At 66.5% G+C, this 18204-nt stretch carries 21 protein-coding genes; 13 read left to right on the forward strand and 8 right to left on the reverse strand.

Features of this window, described 5'->3' with window-relative positions; genetic code table 11:
* Positions 1–33: 33 nt before the first annotated feature.
* From CAL18_RS07745 to CAL18_RS07755, 3 genes are all read left to right on the forward strand, one after another.
* The gene (locus tag CAL18_RS07745; RefSeq protein ID WP_094817648.1) at positions 34–2661 is read left to right on the forward strand and encodes a penicillin-binding protein 1A; all 2628 of its coding nucleotides are present in this window, start codon (positions 34–36) and stop codon (positions 2659–2661) included.
* A 195-nt stretch (positions 2662–2856) separates the two neighbouring features.
* On the forward strand, positions 2857–4029 hold the full coding sequence (locus CAL18_RS07750) for a PepSY-associated TM helix domain-containing protein (RefSeq protein ID WP_026637964.1): 1173 nt from the start codon (positions 2857–2859) through the stop codon (positions 4027–4029).
* Positions 4026–4208: a hypothetical protein gene (locus CAL18_RS07755; RefSeq protein WP_026637965.1), complete on the forward strand. Its 183-nt coding sequence runs from the start codon at positions 4026–4028 to the stop codon at positions 4206–4208. The genes CAL18_RS07750 and CAL18_RS07755 overlap by 4 nt, the downstream gene beginning before the upstream one ends.
* Positions 4209–4210: 2 nt before the next feature.
* Here the strand turns inward: CAL18_RS07755 and CAL18_RS07760 are convergent, their stop codons facing one another.
* Together CAL18_RS07760 and CAL18_RS07765 are read right to left on the reverse strand one after the other, a co-directional pair.
* Positions 4211–5038 carry an aldo/keto reductase gene (locus CAL18_RS07760; protein ID WP_094817649.1) on the reverse strand — a complete coding sequence of 276 codons (828 nt, stop codon included), beginning with the start codon at positions 5036–5038 and terminating at the stop codon, positions 4211–4213.
* Between the two features lie 117 nt (positions 5039–5155).
* The gene (locus CAL18_RS07765) at positions 5156–5911 is read right to left on the reverse strand and encodes an IclR family transcriptional regulator (protein WP_026637967.1); all 756 of its coding nucleotides are present in this window, start codon (positions 5909–5911) and stop codon (positions 5156–5158) included.
* A gap of 205 nt (positions 5912–6116) precedes the next feature.
* On the opposite strand from CAL18_RS07765, the gene CAL18_RS07770 reads away from it, so the two are divergent.
* The 6 genes from CAL18_RS07770 to CAL18_RS07795 are packed head-to-tail and all read left to right on the forward strand — an operon-like array spanning position 6117 to position 11967.
* Positions 6117–6896, forward strand: a complete 780-nt coding sequence (locus tag CAL18_RS07770; RefSeq protein ID WP_051423584.1) for an enoyl-CoA hydratase/isomerase family protein — start codon at positions 6117–6119, stop codon at positions 6894–6896.
* Positions 6893–8506 carry an acyl-CoA mutase large subunit family protein gene (locus CAL18_RS07775; protein WP_094817650.1) on the forward strand — a complete coding sequence of 538 codons (1614 nt, stop codon included), beginning with the start codon at positions 6893–6895 and terminating at the stop codon, positions 8504–8506. The genes CAL18_RS07770 and CAL18_RS07775 overlap by 4 nt, the downstream gene beginning before the upstream one ends.
* Positions 8503–8949, forward strand: a complete 447-nt coding sequence (locus CAL18_RS07780) for a cobalamin B12-binding domain-containing protein (RefSeq protein WP_026637970.1) — start codon at positions 8503–8505, stop codon at positions 8947–8949. The genes CAL18_RS07775 and CAL18_RS07780 overlap by 4 nt, the downstream gene beginning before the upstream one ends.
* On the forward strand, positions 8946–10073 hold the full coding sequence (locus CAL18_RS07785; protein ID WP_038851858.1) for a CaiB/BaiF CoA transferase family protein: 1128 nt from the start codon (positions 8946–8948) through the stop codon (positions 10071–10073). Before CAL18_RS07780 ends, CAL18_RS07785 begins: the two co-directional genes overlap by 4 nt.
* A complete protein-coding gene (locus CAL18_RS07790) occupies positions 10070–10975 on the forward strand; it encodes a GTP-binding protein (RefSeq protein ID WP_094796630.1) in 906 nt (301 codons plus the stop codon). Before CAL18_RS07785 ends, CAL18_RS07790 begins: the two co-directional genes overlap by 4 nt.
* Positions 10976–11001: 26 nt before the next feature.
* A complete protein-coding gene (locus CAL18_RS07795) occupies positions 11002–11967 on the forward strand; it encodes a Bug family tripartite tricarboxylate transporter substrate binding protein (RefSeq protein WP_026637971.1) in 966 nt (321 codons plus the stop codon).
* A 63-nt stretch (positions 11968–12030) separates the two neighbouring features.
* Here the strand turns inward: CAL18_RS07795 and CAL18_RS07800 are convergent, their stop codons facing one another.
* The 5 genes from CAL18_RS07800 to CAL18_RS07820 form a co-directional block, all read right to left on the reverse strand.
* Entirely contained in the window at positions 12031–12246 is a 216-nt protein-coding gene (locus tag CAL18_RS07800; protein WP_026637972.1) for a hypothetical protein, read from the reverse strand.
* A gap of 79 nt (positions 12247–12325) precedes the next feature.
* Positions 12326–13429 carry an AGE family epimerase/isomerase gene (locus CAL18_RS07805; RefSeq protein ID WP_249276282.1) on the reverse strand — a complete coding sequence of 368 codons (1104 nt, stop codon included), beginning with the start codon at positions 13427–13429 and terminating at the stop codon, positions 12326–12328.
* A 136-nt stretch (positions 13430–13565) separates the two neighbouring features.
* On the reverse strand, positions 13566–13778 hold the full coding sequence (locus tag CAL18_RS07810) for a hypothetical protein (RefSeq protein WP_026637974.1): 213 nt from the start codon (positions 13776–13778) through the stop codon (positions 13566–13568).
* 167 nt (positions 13779–13945) lie between these two features.
* A complete protein-coding gene (locus CAL18_RS07815) occupies positions 13946–14161 on the reverse strand; it encodes a hypothetical protein (protein WP_231494510.1) in 216 nt (71 codons plus the stop codon).
* A gap of 65 nt (positions 14162–14226) precedes the next feature.
* Complete coding sequence (locus CAL18_RS07820; protein WP_094817651.1) at positions 14227–14973, reverse strand: sulfite exporter TauE/SafE family protein; 747 nt, start codon at positions 14971–14973, stop codon at positions 14227–14229.
* 250 nt (positions 14974–15223) lie between these two features.
* Here CAL18_RS07820 and hpaR point away from each other — a divergent pair, with 250 nt between their 5' ends.
* The 3 genes from hpaR (at position 15224) to hpaI (ending at position 17365) form a co-directional block, all read left to right on the forward strand.
* A complete protein-coding gene (gene hpaR / locus CAL18_RS07825; protein WP_419670169.1) occupies positions 15224–15673 on the forward strand; it encodes a homoprotocatechuate degradation operon regulator HpaR in 450 nt (149 codons plus the stop codon).
* Between the two features lie 77 nt (positions 15674–15750).
* On the forward strand, positions 15751–16551 hold the full coding sequence (hpaH, locus tag CAL18_RS07830) for a 2-oxo-hept-4-ene-1,7-dioate hydratase (protein WP_094796632.1): 801 nt from the start codon (positions 15751–15753) through the stop codon (positions 16549–16551).
* 10 nt (positions 16552–16561) lie between these two features.
* Complete coding sequence (gene hpaI / locus CAL18_RS07835; RefSeq protein ID WP_026637979.1) at positions 16562–17365, forward strand: 4-hydroxy-2-oxoheptanedioate aldolase; 804 nt, start codon at positions 16562–16564, stop codon at positions 17363–17365.
* 39 nt (positions 17366–17404) lie between these two features.
* Here the strand turns inward: hpaI and CAL18_RS07840 are convergent, their stop codons facing one another.
* The gene (locus tag CAL18_RS07840; protein ID WP_026637980.1) at positions 17405–17824 is read right to left on the reverse strand and encodes a hypothetical protein; all 420 of its coding nucleotides are present in this window, start codon (positions 17822–17824) and stop codon (positions 17405–17407) included.
* A gap of 167 nt (positions 17825–17991) precedes the next feature.
* Between CAL18_RS07840 and CAL18_RS07845 the strand changes: the two genes are divergently transcribed.
* Positions 17992–18189, forward strand: coding sequence for a DUF3606 domain-containing protein (locus tag CAL18_RS07845; protein ID WP_026637981.1), 198 nt, complete (start codon positions 17992–17994; stop codon positions 18187–18189).
* Positions 18190–18204 lie beyond the last annotated feature (15 nt).

Here is an 18204-nt window from a genome sequence, read left to right on the forward strand (position 1 = left end):
GGTCTATCCGGTTCTGGCCTAGAATCGGCAGCAATGAATACCCCTGAAAATCGTCCTTCCTCCCCCCGCCGGGGCTTGAAAAAGTTCACGCATCGACGCTTCCTGGCCAAGGCCGCCGTGGCTGTCGCCGGGCTGGGGCTATGCGGCGCGCTGCTGCTGGGCCTGGCTATCGGGCTTACCTGGCCCAACCTGCCCGCGCTGCATGCCATGACCGACTACCGGCCCAGCGTGCCGCTGCGCATCTACACGGCCGACGGCGTGCTCATCGGCGAATTCGGCGAAGAACACCGCAACGTGGTGCGCTTCGAAGAAATCCCGCTCGTCATGAAGCAGGCCATCCTGGCCGCCGAAGACGACGACTTCTACGAGCACCGCGGCATCGACTGGATGGGCATGCTGCGCGCGGGCCTGGCCAACGTGGTCAGCATGTCCAAGTCGCAGGGCGCCAGCACCATCACCATGCAGGTGGCGCGCAACTTCTACCTGTCGTCCGAAAAAACCTACCTGCGCAAGTTCTACGAACTGCTGCTGACCTTCAAGATCGAATCCGAGCTCACCAAGGACCAGATCCTTGAGCTCTATATGAACCAGATCTACCTGGGCCACCGGGCGTATGGGTTTGCCGCGGCCTCGCGCACCTATTTCGGCAAGCCGCTGTCCGAGGTCACCGCCGCCGAGGCCGCGCTGCTGGCGGGCGTACCCAAGGCGCCGTCGCGCTCGAACCCCATCACCAACCTCGAACGCGCCAAGATCCGCCAGCACTACGTGCTGGGCCGCATGCAGGCGCTGGGATACCTGACGCCCGAACAGACGCAGGCCGCGCTTGCGCAACCGCTGCTGATACGCGGCAGCGAGGGCGCGCAGGCCAACGGCTTCACGGTGCATGGCGAGTACCCGGCCGAACTGGTGCGCCAGATCATGTATGGCATGTTCCAGGATGAAACCTACACGCTGGGCCTGGATGTCTACACCACCATCGACTCGAAAGCCCAGCAGGCTGCCTACGAAGCGGTGCGTGCCGGCGTGCTGGACTACACCCGGCGCGCGCCCTACCCGGGCCCCGAAGACCAGATCGACCTGCCCGATGGCATCGAACAAGACCGCCAGGCATTCGAAGAAATCCTCGACAGCGTACAGGAAGACACCCCCGACAGCGGCGACCTGCTGGCCGGCGTGGTGCTGTCGGCCAGCCCCACTGAAGTCACCGTCGCGCGCAGCGCCACCGAGATCGTCACGATTTCCGACAAGAAAGCCCTGGCGGTCGTTGCCCGGGCGCTCAACCCCAAGGCCGACGCCGACCGGCAGATCCGCCGCGGCTCCGTCGTCTATGTCCGCCGTCAGGGCGACACTTGGGAAATCATCAACATGCCGGCCCTGCAGGCCGCGCTGGTGTCGATGTCGCCGCAAGACGGCGCCATACGCGCCATGGTCGGCGGCTTCGACTTCTACCGCGGCTCGTTCAACCGCGCCACCCAGGCGTTCCGGCAGCCCGGCTCCACCATCAAGCCCTTTGTCTACGCGGCGGCGCTCGAGCGCGGCATGACCCCGGCCACCCAGGTATCCGACATGCCATTCGAGCTCACTGTCGAACAGACCGGCTCGCGGCCCTGGACGCCCAAGAACGACGGCAACCGCTACGAACCCATGCAGACCCTGCGCGAAGGGCTGTACCGGTCGAAGAACATGGTGTCGATACGCATTCTGCAGGCCATCACGCCGGAATACGCGCAGGACTACCTGACCCGCTTCGGCTTCCAGAAAGAGCGCTGGCCGGCCGTGCTGCCGCTGGCCCTGGGCGCCGGCGGCGCCACGCCACTGCAGATGGCAAGCGCCTACAGCATATTCGCCAACGGCGGATACCGCGTGCCCCCCTACCTGATCGACCGCGTCACCGACCGAGCCGGCAAGGTGCTGATGCAGGCGCAGCCGGTGGCCGCCGGCGACGAGGCAGCCCGGGCCATCGATCCCCGCACCGCATGGATCATGGACGACATGCTGCGCGATGTCGCATCCATCGGCACGGGCGCCCGGGCCAAGCGCACGCTCAAGCGTTCCGACCTGGGCGGCAAGACCGGCACCACCAATGACGCGGTGGACGTCTGGTTCAGCGGCTATACGCCCACGCTCAGCACCACCGTGTGGATGGGTTTCGACCAGCCGCGGTCGCTGGGCAGCAACGCATTCGGCAGCGGCCTGGCCCTGTCCACCTGGCTCGACTACACGAAACCGGTACTGCAAGATGTGCCCGAGCAGCCGCAGCGCCCCCTGCCGGGCGGCCTTATCGTGCACAACGGCGAATACTACTTTTCCGAGTTCCCGCCCGGGCAGGCAGTGGCGGCGCTGGACCTGTCCACGGGCGATGAGCTCACGGATTTCCTGAACAACATGCGCCCGGCCGACAACGCGCCCACACAGGTGCGGCCACTCAACCCGGCGCCGCCCGCCGGCCCGTCGCCTGGTCCGGCTTCCATTCCGGTGCCGGCGCCGCCGCCCGCCTACACCCCCCAGGTGGGCCAGGCGGACGCTCCGGCCATGCCCGCCGCGGCACCGCCGCGCAGCCGCCCCGCGCCCATCGTGACCATCCCCGTTCCTTCCGCCACGGGCCCGGCCAGCGCGCGGCCCATCCAGTCGCCAGGGTCGGTCGAATTGCGTCCGCTTTGAGTTCGGCGGCCGGGCGCCCGCGGCCCGGCCCAGCGCGGCCCGGCCTGACGCGGCCCGGCCCCGCGCCCTTGCCCGGCACGTGCACGCACGTGTCTTTTTTTGTCTGCAGCGGCGTTTTAATGACGCACTAATGATGAGAATAGATATTGTTCATGATATCGTTCAGGTTTCTTCACGCTCACGGACGCGCGCTCCATGACCACCGCGACCACCGTCAAGGCCTGGTACCTGATACACAAATGGACCAGCCTGGTCTGTACCCTATTTCTGCTGGTCATCTGCCTGACCGGCCTGCCGCTGATCTTCCACCACGAAATCGAGCACCTGTTCGATGAGGGCAAGCCGGTGGCCGAGCTGCCGGCAGACGCGCCACGCGCCAGCCTGGACCGCATCGTGGCGCAGGCCAGGGCGCTCTACCCGGACGAATACGTGGACTACGTCTATATCGACGACCACGAACCCCAGGCGTATGTGGGCATGGTGCCCGAACTGGGCAAGGCCGTCGAAAAAGGCCACGCCGTGCGCGTGGACCTGCGCACCACCGACGTGCTGCACGATGGCCCGCCTTACGCCGAAGACCGCTTTTCATTCATGGGCATCATGCTGGCGCTGCACGTCGACCTGTTCGCGGGGCTGGCCGGGGAACTGTTCCTGGGGTTCATGGGGTTGCTGTTCGTCGTGGCCATCGTATCGGGCGTGGTGCTGTATGGCCCGTTCATGAAAAAGCTGGAATTCGGCACCGTGCGCGCCGCACGTTCCACCCGCCTGAAATGGCTGGACCTGCATAACCTGCTGGGCATCGTCACCCTGGTCTGGGCATTCGTGGTCGGCCTCACTGGCGTCATCAACGAGCTTTCCACGCCGCTGTTCCGCCTGTGGCAATCCACCGAACTGCCCCGCATCCTGGCGCCGTACCAGGGCCGCCCCGTGCCCACGGCGCTGGCATCGGTGCAACAGGCCGCCGACACCGCCATGAAGGCCCTGCCCGACCGCGAAGTCTCGTTCATTGCGTATCCCGGCAACGCCTTCGGCAGCCCTCACCATTACATCGTCTGGCTGCGCGGCAATACGCCGCTGACTTCCAAGCTGAACAGTCCGGTGCTGGTTGACGGCGTCACCGGCGAACTCAGCGCGGTGGCCCGCATGCCCTGGTACCTGACTGCCCTGGAAATCTCGCGCCCGCTGCACTTCGGCGACTACGGCGGCATGCCCCTGAAGATTCTGTGGACGCTGCTCGACCTGGTCACCATCGTGGTGCTGGGCAGCGGCCTGTACCTGTGGGTTGCACGCCGCAGGGCCACCGACGCCCGCGTCGCCGAGCTCGTGCGGCGCCACCAGCAGGCGACGCCGCAACGGAGCCCCGCATGACCCCGCGCCGGCGTTTCTGGTTCATCTGGGGCGTGCCCATCGCATTGGGCGTGCTCAGCGTATTCGGCCTGCTGGCGGCGCTGCTGGGCACCGGCGCATGGCATTGGGCTTCTTGGGTGTCGCTGAGCATTCTGCTGCTCGTCATTGCCCGCTACTGGTGGTTTCCGTCGCCGCGCTGAGCTCAGCCCTTGAAGCGTTCGGGGTCTGGCCCCACCCGCGGCCCCTCGGGCAGGTTGTCGATGGCAGCCATGTCCTCGGCCGACAGCTCGAAATCGAAAACATCGATATTGGCGCGAATGCGCTCGGGCGTCACCGACTTGGGAATCGGCAGCAGGCCATTCTGCACATGCCATCGCAGCGTGACCTGCGCGGGCGACTTTCCATATTTCGCGGCCAGCGCCACGAGCGTGTCGTGGCGCATGACGGCGCCCTGCCCCAGGGGGCTCCAGCATTGCGTGGCGATACCCAGCTCGGCATGGAAAGCCCGCAATTCCTTCTGCGCAAATTCCGGGTGCAGTTCGATCTGGTTCACCGCCGGCACCACGCCGGTTTCGTCGACCAGCCGCTGCAACTGCGCCCGCGGAAAGTTCGATACGCCGATCGATCGCGCGCGTCCGTCTTCTTTCATGGCAACCAGCGCGCGCCAGGCATCCAGGTAGGCGTCGCTGCCCGCCACGGGCCAGTGGATCAGGTAAAGGTCTACGTAAGCCAGGCCCAGCTTGTTCAGGCTTTCGTCCATGGCTTTCTGGGCGTCGTCGTAGCTATGCCTGTCATTCCATAGTTTGGTAGTGATGAACAGGTCTTTGCGGGCCACGCCCGACGCGCGCAATCCTTCGCCCACCCCTGCCTCGTTGCCGTAGATGGCCGCCGTGTCGATCAGCCGGTAGCCGGCAGCCAGCGCCTCTTTGATGCACTGCGCCGCCTCGCCGTTGGGCACTTGCCAGACGCCCAGGCCAAGTTGCGGGATGGTGTTGCCGTCATTCAGTTTCAGTATGGGTGCCTGCACCATGGGACCTCCGAATGGCAGATGAAGTCATTAACCGGCAAGCTGCATGCCAGCCGGCTTGCCGGACCATGATAGCGCCCCTGCCGTGCCGCGCCTGAAACAAGGCATTGCGTGGCGCAGTCACGGCCTGGATTGCGATTGCCTCAGGATGAAGCTGCAGGCGGCGACCAGCAGTCGCGCGCATTCGGCCATTGTGCCTTCCATGCGGTGCTTCGGGCCGGCCACCGCCACCGCGAAGGTCTCTTTGTTGAGCACCAGCGATGACGCCACGGCCCACACGTCGTCCACGTTCTCGCCCAGCGTGCGGTAGTACCCGAGCTTGCGGCCCTGTTGCACATCCGCCAGCAGCGCTTCGGGATCGGTGAGCGTGGCGAGCGTGATTCCGGGCAGCGCATGGCCCTGCAGCCAGTCCTTCAGTTCGGCGTCTTTCACGCATCCGAGCATCGCCTTGCCTATCGAACTGGAATGCAGCGGCTTCAACTCCCCGGGCTTGGCCGAATAACGGATCGAATGGGTGCCTTCCACTACCTGCAGGTACACCACGGCGTCGCCCTGGCGCTTGCCCAGGATGACCGTCTCGCGCGAAGCGTCGCGCAGCCGTTCGAGCACGGGCGTCATGCGCTCGACGAACGGGTCTTTGGCGACGATGTCGCGCGCCACATCGAACATGCGCTTGGTGGGATACAGCGAGCGCGGGCGCGTCAGGGAATACAGATAACCCCGGGCCGTCAAGGTGCCCACGATGGCGTGACAGGTGCTCTTGGGCAGGCCCGCCACATCCGCCAGTTCGGTCAGGGACAGGGGACGCTGGCTGGCCTGGAAGGCTTCGAAGATGTCAAGCAGGCGATCGACGGCGGTGACATTGCTGGAGGACATGGCGGGGGCTCCGGATGCATGAGGGGCTCGCGCGAAATTCGGCGGGCTGAACAAAAAGCGGCGAATCGGGCCTGCGGCGGCCACACGGACGCTATTTGTTCAGAATACCGAACTTTTGTCCTTGATGCAGAAAAATTGCGCGCCTAGCATGCGAGTACGGTCTGCTCACGCATGACGCGGCCGACCTAAAAGACGGAGACACGACTTGCCAGGCACCGAAGACGTACTCATAGACCGCCAGCCATCCGGGGCATGCCGGATCACCATCAACCGCCCGGCCAAGCACAACGCGCTGGCGCGCCCCCTGCTCGACGCCGTGGGGCAGGCCGTGACGGACGCCGGCGCCCACCCCGATACCCGCCTTATCGTATTGAGCGGCGCGGGTGACCGTTATTTTGCCGCCGGCGGCGACCTGCGCGACCTGGCCACCGTGCGCGACGAAGCGGCCACGCTGGCCATGGCGGGCCAGGCCCGCGCGGCGCTGGACGCCGTGCGCGAGTGCCCCGTGCCGGTCGTGGCCTATCTGAACGGTGACGCCATCGGCGGCGGCGCCGAACTGGCCCTGGCCTGCGACCTGCGTCTGCAGGCCAGCCACGCGCGCATCGGCTTTGTGCAGGCGCGCCTGGCGATCACGTCGGCCTGGGGCGGCGGAACGGACTTGTGCCGGTTGGTCGGCGGAGCGCGCGCCATGCGCATGATGGCGCGCAGCGAGCTGGTGGATGCGCAGCAAGCCGTGGCCTGGGGGCTGGCCGATGCCGTCATCGCCGATGGGCCCGATGGCGCCGACATCCAGGCCTTTCTGCGCCCCATGCTTGCCTGCCCGCCGCAGGTGCTGCGCGGTATCAAGGCCCAGGTCCGGGCGTGGCGCCAGGGCGCCGCCTACGACGCCGCGCGCGCCACCGAGCAACAGCATTTGTTAAGCACCTGGCTGCATGGCGACCATTGGCGCGCCAGCGAGCAGATCCTATCGAAAGGAAAACAATGAGTAGCCACCCCCAGCCCGACCGGCCGCCACGCCTGCATTCGGTCAATCGAAGCGGCATCGAGATTCCCGTCAGCGTCGGCCCCGATTCGGTCGATCCGTCCCGCATCGGGATGCCCGGCCAGTACCCGTACACACGGGGCATATTTCCGGACGGCTACCAGGGCCGCCTGTGGACCTTCCGCCAGTATTCCGGCTTCGGCACCGCCGAAGAATCGAACGCGCGCTACAAGTTCCTGCTGGAACAGGGCCAGACGGGCCTTTCGGTGGCGCTGGACCTGCCCACTCAGTGCGGGCTCGATCCCAGCGACCCGATGGCGCGGCCCGAGATCGGCAAGGTCGGCGTTTCGCTGTCCAATCTCAGCGAGGCCGAAATCCTGTTCGACGGCCTGGACCTGTCGCGCATCTCGACCTCGTTCACCATCAACGGCACGGCGGCCATCATCTATGCGATGTACCTTGCGGTGGCCGACAAGCAGAACGTGCCGCGCAGCAAGCTCACGGGCACGATCCAGAACGACATCCTGAAGGAATACGTGGCGCGCGGTACCTGGATTTTTCCGGTGCGGCCATCCATGCGCCTGATCGCCGACACCATCCTGTATTCGAACGACGTATCGCCGCGCTTCAACCCCATCAGCATTGCGGGGGCGCACGTGCGCGACGCGGGCGCGACGGCCGCCGAGGAAATGGCCTATACCATCGCCAACGGGCTGGCCTATGTGGACGAACTGCGCGAACGCGGCGGCGATATCGAAAAGTTCGCCAAGCGCCTGTCGTTCTTCTTCTATGTCCATATGGACTTCTTTGAAGAGATCGCCAAGTTCCGCGCGGGACGCAGGCTGTGGGCGCGCCTGATGAAAGAACGCTATGGCGTGCAGGATCCCAAGGCCCAGCATTTCCGCTTCGGCGTGGTGTGCGGCGGCTCTTCGCTGGTGGCGCCGCAACCCTACAACAACGTGGTGCGCGTCACCGTGGAAACCATGGCGGCCGTGCTGGGCGGCGCGCAGTCGATCTTCACGTGCGCGCTGGACGAGGCCTACCAGATACCCACCGAGTTTTCAGCCGAGCTGGCGCTGCGCACCCAGCAGATCATTGCCTACGAAAGCGGCATCGCCAACTCCGTGGACCCGCTGGGTGGCAGCTACTTTCTTGAGCAGCACACCGAACGCATGGAAGAAAAGATCGAACAGGTGATGGCCGAGATCGACGAGTATGGCGGCGTCATCCGCGCCATCGAAGACGGCTGGATACAGCTGCGCCTGGCCGAGCGGGGGCTGGAACGCAAGCTGGCTATCGACGCCGGCGAGCAGGTCATCGTGGGGCAGAACCATTTCGCCAAGCCGGGCGACGAAACCAAGATCGGCGACGTGTTCACGCTGGACCCCACTGTGGCGCAGCGCGCGCTCGAGAAATTCCAGCGCGTGCTGGATACGCGCAGCCAGGCCGCGGTGGATGCGTCGCTGGCCAAGCTCGCCGGCGCCGCGGCCAAAGACCGCGAAAACCTGATGCCTTACCTGGTCGATTGCTGCCATGCCTACGCCACCGTCGGAGAGATGGTGGCATGCCTGAAAAAAGAATGGGGTGAATTCAAGGAGCCCGTCAATCTATGAACACGCCTACCCAAGACAAGCCCGCGCTGGCCGGCAAGCGCATCCTGGTCGGCAAGCCCGGGCTGGACGGCCACGACATCGGCGCCAAGATCGTCGCGCTCAGCCTGCGCAATGCGGGGGCCGAAGTCATCTACACCGGCCTGCGCCGCACGCCGCGGCAAATTGCCCAGGTGGCGGTCGATGAAGGCGTGGACGCAGTGGGCCTGAGCATTCTGTCGGGCAGTCACCATGAACTCACGCGCGAAGTCATCGCGCAATTGCGCGAGCTCGGCGCCACAGATGTCCGGGTCTTTCTGGGCGGAACGATTCCGGCCAGCGACCATCCCGCGCTGCTGGAACTGGGCGTGGCCGCCATCTTCACTGCCGACATGCCCCTGGAGCAGATGATCGGCATACTCGCGCAGCGCCTGCATGAGGCCGGCGCGGCAAGGAACCCCGCATGAACGCGCCGCTGGCGGGCATCCGCATCATTGAAGTCGGCCATATGCTGGCCGGCCCCTATTGCGGCCTGATGCTGGCCGACATGGGGGCGGAAGTCATCAAGATCGAGCCGCGCGAAGGCGATATCGGCCGCACCATCAGCCCGCACAGTATCGGCCCGCACAACGCATACTTCGCCAGCCTGAACCGCAACAAGAAAAGCATCGTGCTGGACCTGGCCAGCGCAGCAGGCCAGGCCGCGCTGGGCCGCATCGCCGCCCGTTCGCATGCGCTCGTCACCAATTTGCGGCCATCGGCGATACGCAAGCTGGGATTGACCTACGACGCGCTGCGGATCCACAACGACAAACTGGTGTGCGTGGCGCTCACCGGCTACGGACTCGAGGGCCCGTATTCCGAAAACCCTGCGTACGACTACGTGATCCAGGCGATGACGGGCGTCATGGCCATCACGGGCGAACCCGACGCGCCGCCGGCCAAGGCCGGCTATTCGGCGGTGGACAACTCGGCGGGGCTGGTGGCCGCGCTGGGCCTGCTTGCCAAGGTCGTGCAAGGCCGGGGCGGCCAGGTGGACGTATCGATGTATGACGTGATGCTGTCCCAGCTCAACTACCTGGCGGGCGCGGCTTTGAATGCGGGCGAGACCATCGAGCGCCTGCCGGCGTCTTCGCACCCCTATGTTGTGCCGGCGCAGTTGTTCCCCACTGCCGACGGATGGCTGGTGCTGTTTATCACGCACGACAAATTCTGGCGCATTTTCTGCCACGAGATCGGACGCACGGACTGGGTCGAACATCCGCATTTCGCCACAATGGCGGCCCGCCGCGCGCACCGCGCCGAAGTCGTGACGGCGATCACCCATGAACTGGCCGGCGCGACGGCGGCGCAATGGGCGGACCGCCTGGCGCCGCTGGGCATCGTCGCGGCCCGGGTGGGCACGCTGAACGAAGCGCTGGACAGCGACATCGCGGCCGCTCGCAAGCTGGTGGTGCAATTGGGCGACGGCAGCCTGCCGTTGCGGGCGGTCGCCAGCCCCGTGCGTTTCGAAGACCAGGAGGCCCCACGCGCGCTGCCGCCGTTGCTGGACGAACACCGCGACGAAATCATGAGCTGGGCCGGCCCATGACAGCCACCCCGCCCCTGGATCGTCTTGCCCTGGGCCGCACGCTGACGCGGCTGGCCAACGCCAGCCCGCTCGAACTGGCGGCGCAGCCGCCCCGGCAACCCGCCCACGCGGCGCGCCGTATCGGCATTACGGGCGCGCCCGGCGCGGGCAAGAGCACCCTGCTGGGACGGCTGGCCCTGGCCCGCCTGGGCGGCGGGCGCCTGGGCGCGCTTGCTGTCGACCCCAGCAGCCCCAAGAGCGGCGGCGCCATCCTGGGCGACCGGGTACGCATGGACGAACTGGCGGGCATCGACGAGCTGTACATCCGTTCCCTGGGGTCGCGCCGCACGTCCGACGGGCTGGCCGACAACCTGCCCGAAATGCTGGACGCCATGGATGACTTCGGATTCGTCGAAGTGCTGCTGGAAACCGTGGGCGTGGGCCAGGCCGAATATGCCGCGCGCATGCACGTGGACACCCTGGTGCTGGTGCTGCTGCCCGACAGCGGGGACACGGTGCAAGCCATGAAGGCGGGCATCATGGAAATGGCCGACATCTTTGTCGTCAGCAAAGCCGACCTGCCCGGCGCGCGCAAGATGGCCGCCGACATCAAGCGCATTGCCTCGGCCATGCGCCATGCGGCCGACGCCTGGGTGCCGCCGGTGCTGCTGGTGGCGCAAGACCAGCCGGATTCGATCCAGGCCCTGTCCGACGCGATCGACCGCCACCAGGCATGGCTGGCGTCCACGCGCCGGCACGAAGCCATCCGCCAGCAGCGCGCCCGCTACCGCCTGCGCCGCCTGCTGGAGATCCGGGCAGCCGAATTCATCGCCACACAGGACAATGCATTTTTTGCCCTGCCCCTGCCCGACCAGCTGGCGCGCCTGCTGAGCGGCCTGGCACAACCGCACGGCCAGTCATAAGGCCGGCAACACCAAAGGAGAGACACATGCGTTACATACCCTGGGCCCTGGGCCTGCTGCTGTCGGCCGCGCTGGGCGCACCCGCGGCCGCCGTGCAAGAATATCCCGACAAACCCGTGCGCATCATTGTGCCGCAGACCCCGGGCGGCGCATCGGATACGCTGGCGCGCATCATCGGCCAGCAGCTGGGCGACAAATGGAAGCAGACCGTGGTCATCGAAAACCGCGCGGGCGCCGGCGGCAACGTGGGCATGGAAGCGGTGCTCGCGGCCCCGCCCGACGGCTATACCCTGCTGATGAGCTATGTCGGCACGCAGGCCATCAACGGCGCGCTCTACCAGCAGCTGAATTTCGACCCCGGCGCCGATTTCGCGCCGGTGGCCACGCTGGCCACGCTGCCTTTCGTGCTGGTCACGCGGCCCGATTCACCCTACAAAAGCGTGGACGACGTGGTGCAGGCGGCCAAGAAAGGCAACCTGACCTACGGTTCGGCAGGCAACGGCTCGGTCAACCACCTGCTGGGCGAAATGTTCAGCAGCGCCGCGCAGGTGCCGCTGCAGCACGTGCCTTACCGAGGCGCCGCGCCCGCCCTGCAGGACCTGCTGGGCGGACGCATCGACATGGTGTTCACCAGCCTGCCGTCGGTAGCCGGCTCGATCAAGGGCGGCGCGCTGCGCGCCCTGGCGGTCACCAGCGCCCAGCGGGCCAAGTCGTTCCCGGATATCCCCACCATCGCCGAGGCAGGCTTCAAGAGCTTCGACGTCAACCCCTGGTTCGGCCTGATGGCGCCCAAGGGCACGCCGCCGGCGCGCATCACGCGCATCAACGAGACCGTCAATGCGGCGTTGGCGGATCCGAAGGTCGTGGAAAGCTTCAACGCGCAAGGGGCCGAGCCGTTTGCCACCAGCCCCGCCGAATTCGAGAAAATCCTTGCGGCGGACGTAAAGCGTTGGGGAGAAGTGGTGCGCGCCTCGGGCGCCCGGGTCGACTGAAGCCGCAGGCGCAGCGGCCCAAGGAGGCGGCAGACCGCGCGAAGGGGCGCGGTCGTGCCCAGCCTAGGGGGCCAGCTTGAAACCCTGGTCAGTGCCCCATTTGTCGGTTTCGCGCAGCCATTTGGCGCCACATTCCAAGCAGCGGAAGTGGTCTTCGCGGCAGCCCTCGCGCCCCTTGGCCTGAGGGTGCACAAAGCCCTGGTGCCCCAGCCCGGCATGCGGCTCAATACCGGGTATGCCGGGCGTGATCCCCTGGCAACCTGCACACATAACGCTCATGCCATACCTCTAGACAATAATTCGCAAATTGTAAACGAATTGGTCTACGGCGGTGGCGCGCGAGTGTTGCGCAAGCGCATCAGGCTGCGGGCAGCCCTTCATAGCAAGTCGCCAGGTGATACGGAGTCGTGGACGGCATATCGGCGCGCGCCACGGTGTCGTCCGGATGCAGGCACTCGTGCCAGCCCCACGGCGTGAGGAAGCGTCGCCGCAAGGCGGCCAACTGGCTGGCCAGCGCGCCGCTGTCGCCAATGGCCGCCAGGTAGCGGCCATACTCGGTTTGCGCCCAGAGCCGCTGCACCGGGTCGCGGACCTGCCCGTCTTCATGTAGCGAGGCCAGCACGCCGCACGTGCCGCGGTCTACCCCGTGCCGCCGCGCCCAGTCGCAGCCGCGCGGTACGGCCAGGGGCAGTTCCAGCCCGGCGAACACGGCCGGCGCGCTGTGCAGCAACACAAACCATTCGAACTGATGGCCGGGCTCGATGCGGTTGCCAGGCGTGCCCAGGGGGGCCTCGGCAATGCAAAGACTGGGCGCGTGCAGGAAGGCATCGGCCACCGCCTGCGCGATGCCGCGCAGATTCTGCGCGAACCAGGCGGGCTCGGCCACGCGGGCCGCGGCCAGGTACGCTTCGGTCAGGTGCATCATGGGGTTCTGGGCCGGCGGCTGGCGCGCCTGTCGCCAATCGGCCGACATGGCCGCGTGGTACAGGCCATCCGGGCGGCGAAAGCGCGCCTCGATGGTCTCGGCCGTGTGCAGCATGGCCTGGCGCGCGTCGGCGTTGCGCGACCGTTCGAAGTATGCCGCGCAGGCAAAGACGACGAACGCATGCGTGTAGAGATCCTGGGTGTCGTCGAGCGGATGACCGTCTGCGTCGATGCTATAGCGCCAGCCCCCATGCCTGTCGTCGCGGAAATGGCGGGCCAGCGCTTCGAACAGGCGGTCGGCATGGCGCGCATGCGCAGGGTCGGGCGCGCGCGAATACACATACAGTTGCCGCGCGCACGCCATGGCGCGATAGCGCTGCGCCGGCAGCGGCTGCGCAGCGCCGCCCGACAGCGACTCGCAGGGCAGGCCCATTTGCGTGTTGAAACCCGCGCCGCACCACAACGGCAGGATGACCTCGTTGAAGTGCCAGCGCAATGCCTGGATCGTGAGGGAAAGATCGGAAAGCGGAGCGGCCATCGATGCCTGGCGCGCCGGTGGCGCGCGCCGAAAATGACGAAGCAGCGACGATAACCCGGATTCAGGCCGAAGCCGGGCCAGCCATCGATTCCACGTCATGGGCGCGCGCGGCCTGCAAGTTTCCGCCTGTGTGTGGTCAGCGGAAGATGTTTTCTTCTACCCAGTTCTGGGCGAAGACTTCTGCACGGTCGCGCGCCTCGTGCAACGATGCGCAATCGCCCAGATACGAAAAGGCGGCATCGACTTCAGTGCCCCCTTCGGCCGTTACCGTCAGCAGTACACCGTATCCGCCGGTATCCATGGCCGCTGTGGATACGTCGATCAGTACTTCCTGGTCATGATGCTGCATGGCTGCCTCCCAGTCGGTTACCTAAACGCGTGGATCCACGCGTGGCGCTGGCGGGGTCCGTTGGTGAAGGTCCGCTAGGTGGTTGGACCCGCAAGCGGCACGCAAGTTCATATTACCGGCGTGCCCCCGGGCGCGATAGTGCGACGCCCGCCCCGTGGACGCGAGGCCTACTGCAGGTGGATGGCGCCCGGCGCCTGCATGCGCAGCGCCAGGCGTCCCTTGTCGGTCAGTACGAGCCGGCCGGCGTCGGCCTCGCGCACACAGCGCAGGATGATGAGACTTTCGGCAACATGGGGCGGGACCTGCGCGGCCGGCACCCCTTCGGATTCACCGTCGGCGACAACCTGCAGCCAGCGGGCCAGTTCGCCCTGTTGGATCTTCATGCGCGGCATGTGTGTAAAAAAATAATGAAAGTGCTGCGTCTACGATAGCATGCGGCATGCCGGGCTCAGCGCCACAACGCCGGCAGCGACGATGCCAGCATCGCCCAGCCCGCCGCCGTCAGCAACCCCAGCACGAGCTTGCGAAACATTGCATCGCTGATGCCCAGATACGCGCGCGCGCCCAGCCAGCCCGGCAACAACATGGCGGCAATGGCAATGGCCACATACGGCGCCGTCTGGGCAGTGACAACGCCCCGGTACAGATACGTGGCCAGCGTGGCCGCCAGCATGGCCAGGTTGAAGTTCTGGATAATGGCCCGTTGCGCGTCCTTGTCGAACCCGCGCAACGTACACCATAGCGTAGGCACCACTCCGGTGAATCCGCCCAGGCCGCCCATGACCCCGCCCAGCGCGCCCACCGTGGCATCGGCCACGCGCCCGCCTCGGGTGATGCGTGGCAGGCGCCGGGCTGCCAGCATGAATGGGCACCAGATCGCCAGAATGGCGCCGACAAGGGCCTTGAACAGCGCCGGATCCAGCAGCGGCAATGCCGCTGCCCCCACGGGAATCCCAAGCAGGCCGCCGGCCAGGAAGGGCAACAGGCGCCGCGCGTCGAATCCCCGCCGCACGGTCAGGGCGGCCAGCACCTGGCCGGCCAGCCCGCACGATACCGCCAGGGCCGCCGCCAGGCGGGCGTCCAGCGCCCAGGCCCAGAACGCCATGGCCACCAGGCCGAACCCGAAACCGGCCAGGCCCTGGACGAAGCCGGCCACGGCTGCGCCTACGACGATCAGTAACAGTGCGCCATCCATCGGCAATTGCGTCCCCCTTGCGTCGCGTGCGGCGGCGCCTGGCGGATGGTAAACGCTGATACGATTTTGTGCTTGCATTGGCAGCGCGGCGGCACTAAATTGAAGTTGCCAGGCGTTCTGACACCCATGCGTGCGAAGCCAGGCAAGAGCGCCCCACACTCATCGCGAGTTGGGGCGCTCTTTATTGTGCGCGCCCCCGGGGGCGCGCCGCCTGCGCATTTCACCGGTGCATGCCGCTTATCTTGCTAACATGCCGCGCATGAGCCAGTTCCACCATCGCAACCTGCCCCATCTGCTGCTGCATGCGCGCGAAACCCTGATGGCGCATTTCCGGCCCATCCTGCATGCCGCGGGCATCACCGAACAGCAATGGCGCGTATTGCGCACCCTCAGCGAACTGGAACCCATGGAGCCCAACCAGATCGCGGCGCAATGCCAGATCCTGCGCCCCAGCCTGACGCGCATGCTGATCGGCATGGAGCAATCCGGCCTGATCGAACGCACGCGCTCCAGCGCCGACCAACGCCGGCAGGACATCACCCTGACCCCCAAGGCCCGGCGGCTCATCGACACCCTGCGGCCGCAAGTGGACGCCTGCTACGAACGCCTGGAAGCATCATTGGGCAAAGCGCGCCTGGAGCGGCTCTACCACGACATCGACGCCGCCATCGAACATATCAAGCGCCACCCGCCTGCATAGCCCGCCATGGCGGGCTTGCCAGGGGTGGCGGCATTCCCCATAATAGATAACGTGTTAACTATTACACGGATATCCCGATGCTCGACCTCGCCACCACCAAGGCCTTGGCCGCCCGCCTGCACGAGGCGGAACGCAGCCGCACGCAGATCCGCCAGATTTCGCTGGACCACCCCGACATCACGATCGACGATGCCTACGCCATACAGCAGCAGTGGCTCGAGATCAAACTCGCCGAAGGCCGGGTGGTCAAGGGCCATAAAATCGGCCTGACCTCGCGCGCCATGCAGCAGGCGTCGCAGATCGACGAACCCGATTCGGGCACCCTGCTCGACGACATGTTCTTTAACGAGGGCGAGATCCCATCCAGCCGCTTCATCGCGCCGCGCCTGGAAGTCGAGCTGGCGTTCATCCTGGCCAAGCCGCTGCGCGGCCCCGGCGTGACCCTGGCCGACGTGTACAACGCCGTGGACTACGTCGTGCCTGCGCTGGAAATCATCGATGCCCGCTCGCACATGATCGACCCCGACACCAAGCGGCCGCGCAAAGTCTTCGACACCATCGCCGATAACGCCGCCAACGCGGGCGTCGTGCAAGGCGGCCGTCCGGTGCGCATGCACGACCTGGACCTGCGCTGGGCGGGGGCCATCATGACGCGCAACGCCATCATCGAAGAAACCGGGCTGGCCGCCGGCGTGCTGAACCATCCCGCCAATGGCGTCGTATGGCTGGCCAACCGGCTGGGCCCGCGCGGCGTCACGCTCGAGCCCGGCCAGATCATCCTGTCCGGCTCTTTCACCCGGCCGGTGTTCGCCAAGCCGGGCGATACTTTTGCCGTCGACTACGGACCGCTGGGCACGGTCAACTGCCGCTTCGTATAAGCTCACGCACATGGATATCCTGACCAACAATTTCAAGCGCGCGCTGCGCGCCGGGCAACCGCAGATCGGCCTGTGGGCCGGCATGGCCCACCCCTACCCCGCCGAAATCTGCGCGGGCGCCGGATTCGACTGGCTGCTCATCGACGGCGAACACGCACCCAACACAGTGCAGACCGTGCTGGCGCAATTGCAGGCGGTCGCCGCGTATCCGGTGGCGCCCGTCGTGCGCCCGTCCTGGAACGACTTTGTGCAGATCAAGCAGTTGCTCGACGCCGGCGCGCAAACGCTGCTGGTGCCCATGATCCAGTCGGCCGAAGAAGCGGCCGCCGCGGTATCGGCCATGCGCTATCCGCCCGAAGGCATCCGCGGCCTGGGCGCAGCGCTGGCCCGCGCGTCGCGCTGGAATCGCATTCCCGACTACATCCGGCGCGCCAATGACGAAATGTGCCTGCTGGTGCAGATCGAAACGCCGGAAGGCCTGCAAGCGCTTGACGAAATCCTGGCCGTCGATGGTGTCGACGGCGTGTTCATCGGCCCGGCCGACCTGTCGGCCACCATGGGGCATATGGGTAACCCGGGCCACCCGGAAGTGCGCGCGGCCATCGATGACGCCATCGTTCGCATTGTGCGCGCAGGCAAGGCTGCCGGCATTCTGCACGCGGACGCCGCACAGGCCCGCCACTGCCTGGAGCTGGGCGCGACTTTCGTCGCGGTAGGCGTCGATGCTACGCTGCTGGCCCGCGCCGCCGAAAAGCTGGCGCAGGACTTCAAGGGCGCGCCCGCCGCGCCCGGCAAGGACGGCGGCCCTTACTGACGGCTGCGCCGGTCCGGCGCCCGCCGCGGGCCGGACCGATCAAGAAGCGCCTGTGGTGCGCGGCACCGTGGGCGTGCCGGCCGCCGTTGATTCCATCAACTTGCTGGCGCACAAGTCCGCGGCGCCATCCACCGGCGCCTGCGCGTCGGCGAAGGTGACCCAGCCGCCCTTCTCGATCATCGTGTCGCGCTTCCACGAGTCGGCGCTCTTGAGCGCGGCCAAGGCCGCCTGAGCATCCGGCGCCGCCATGAACCGGTGGGCGCAGATGCCCGCCGCCAATTGCGCGACGGCGGCGTGAGTCGATGCCTCGGCCTGCTCTTGCGCGGTAGTGGCAGTCACCCAGCCGCCGGCTGTAAAGCCGACCACCATCGTCGCGACCGCTGCACCCACGCACGACCATAGCCAGACAGTTTTGCTGGGCTTGTAATCGCTCCATGCCTTCATAGGGCTGTTGGACATATCGTTTTCTCCTTGGGGGTTCGCGCCGCGGAAAATCTTGGCGTCGCAATTCACTGTAGTACGGTTGTCTCGCCGCGTTAGGACGGAATTACCCTTACGTGATGTAACTGACCAAGGCACGGCGCTTGCTGAAGGCGAGGGTTCGATCCACCATGGAGCAACATGCCATGAGCGACCCCACGCAGAACTTTGTCCCGCAAGACACGTCCACCATCAATATCGACGACGAGCGCGAATGCCGCTACTGGAGCGAGCGATGCGGCGTCACCCCCGAACAATTGCAGGAAGCCGTGCACCAGGTCGGCCCCTCGGCGGACGCGGTGCTGTCGTACCTGGCCACTCCTGCCACCGGCCGCACCAGTTGAACAGCACCGCCGCGC

The sequence above is a fragment of the Bordetella genomosp. 7 genome, from assembly GCF_002261415.1.
In the GTDB taxonomy this organism is placed as follows: domain Bacteria; phylum Pseudomonadota; class Gammaproteobacteria; order Burkholderiales; family Burkholderiaceae_B; genus Bordetella_A.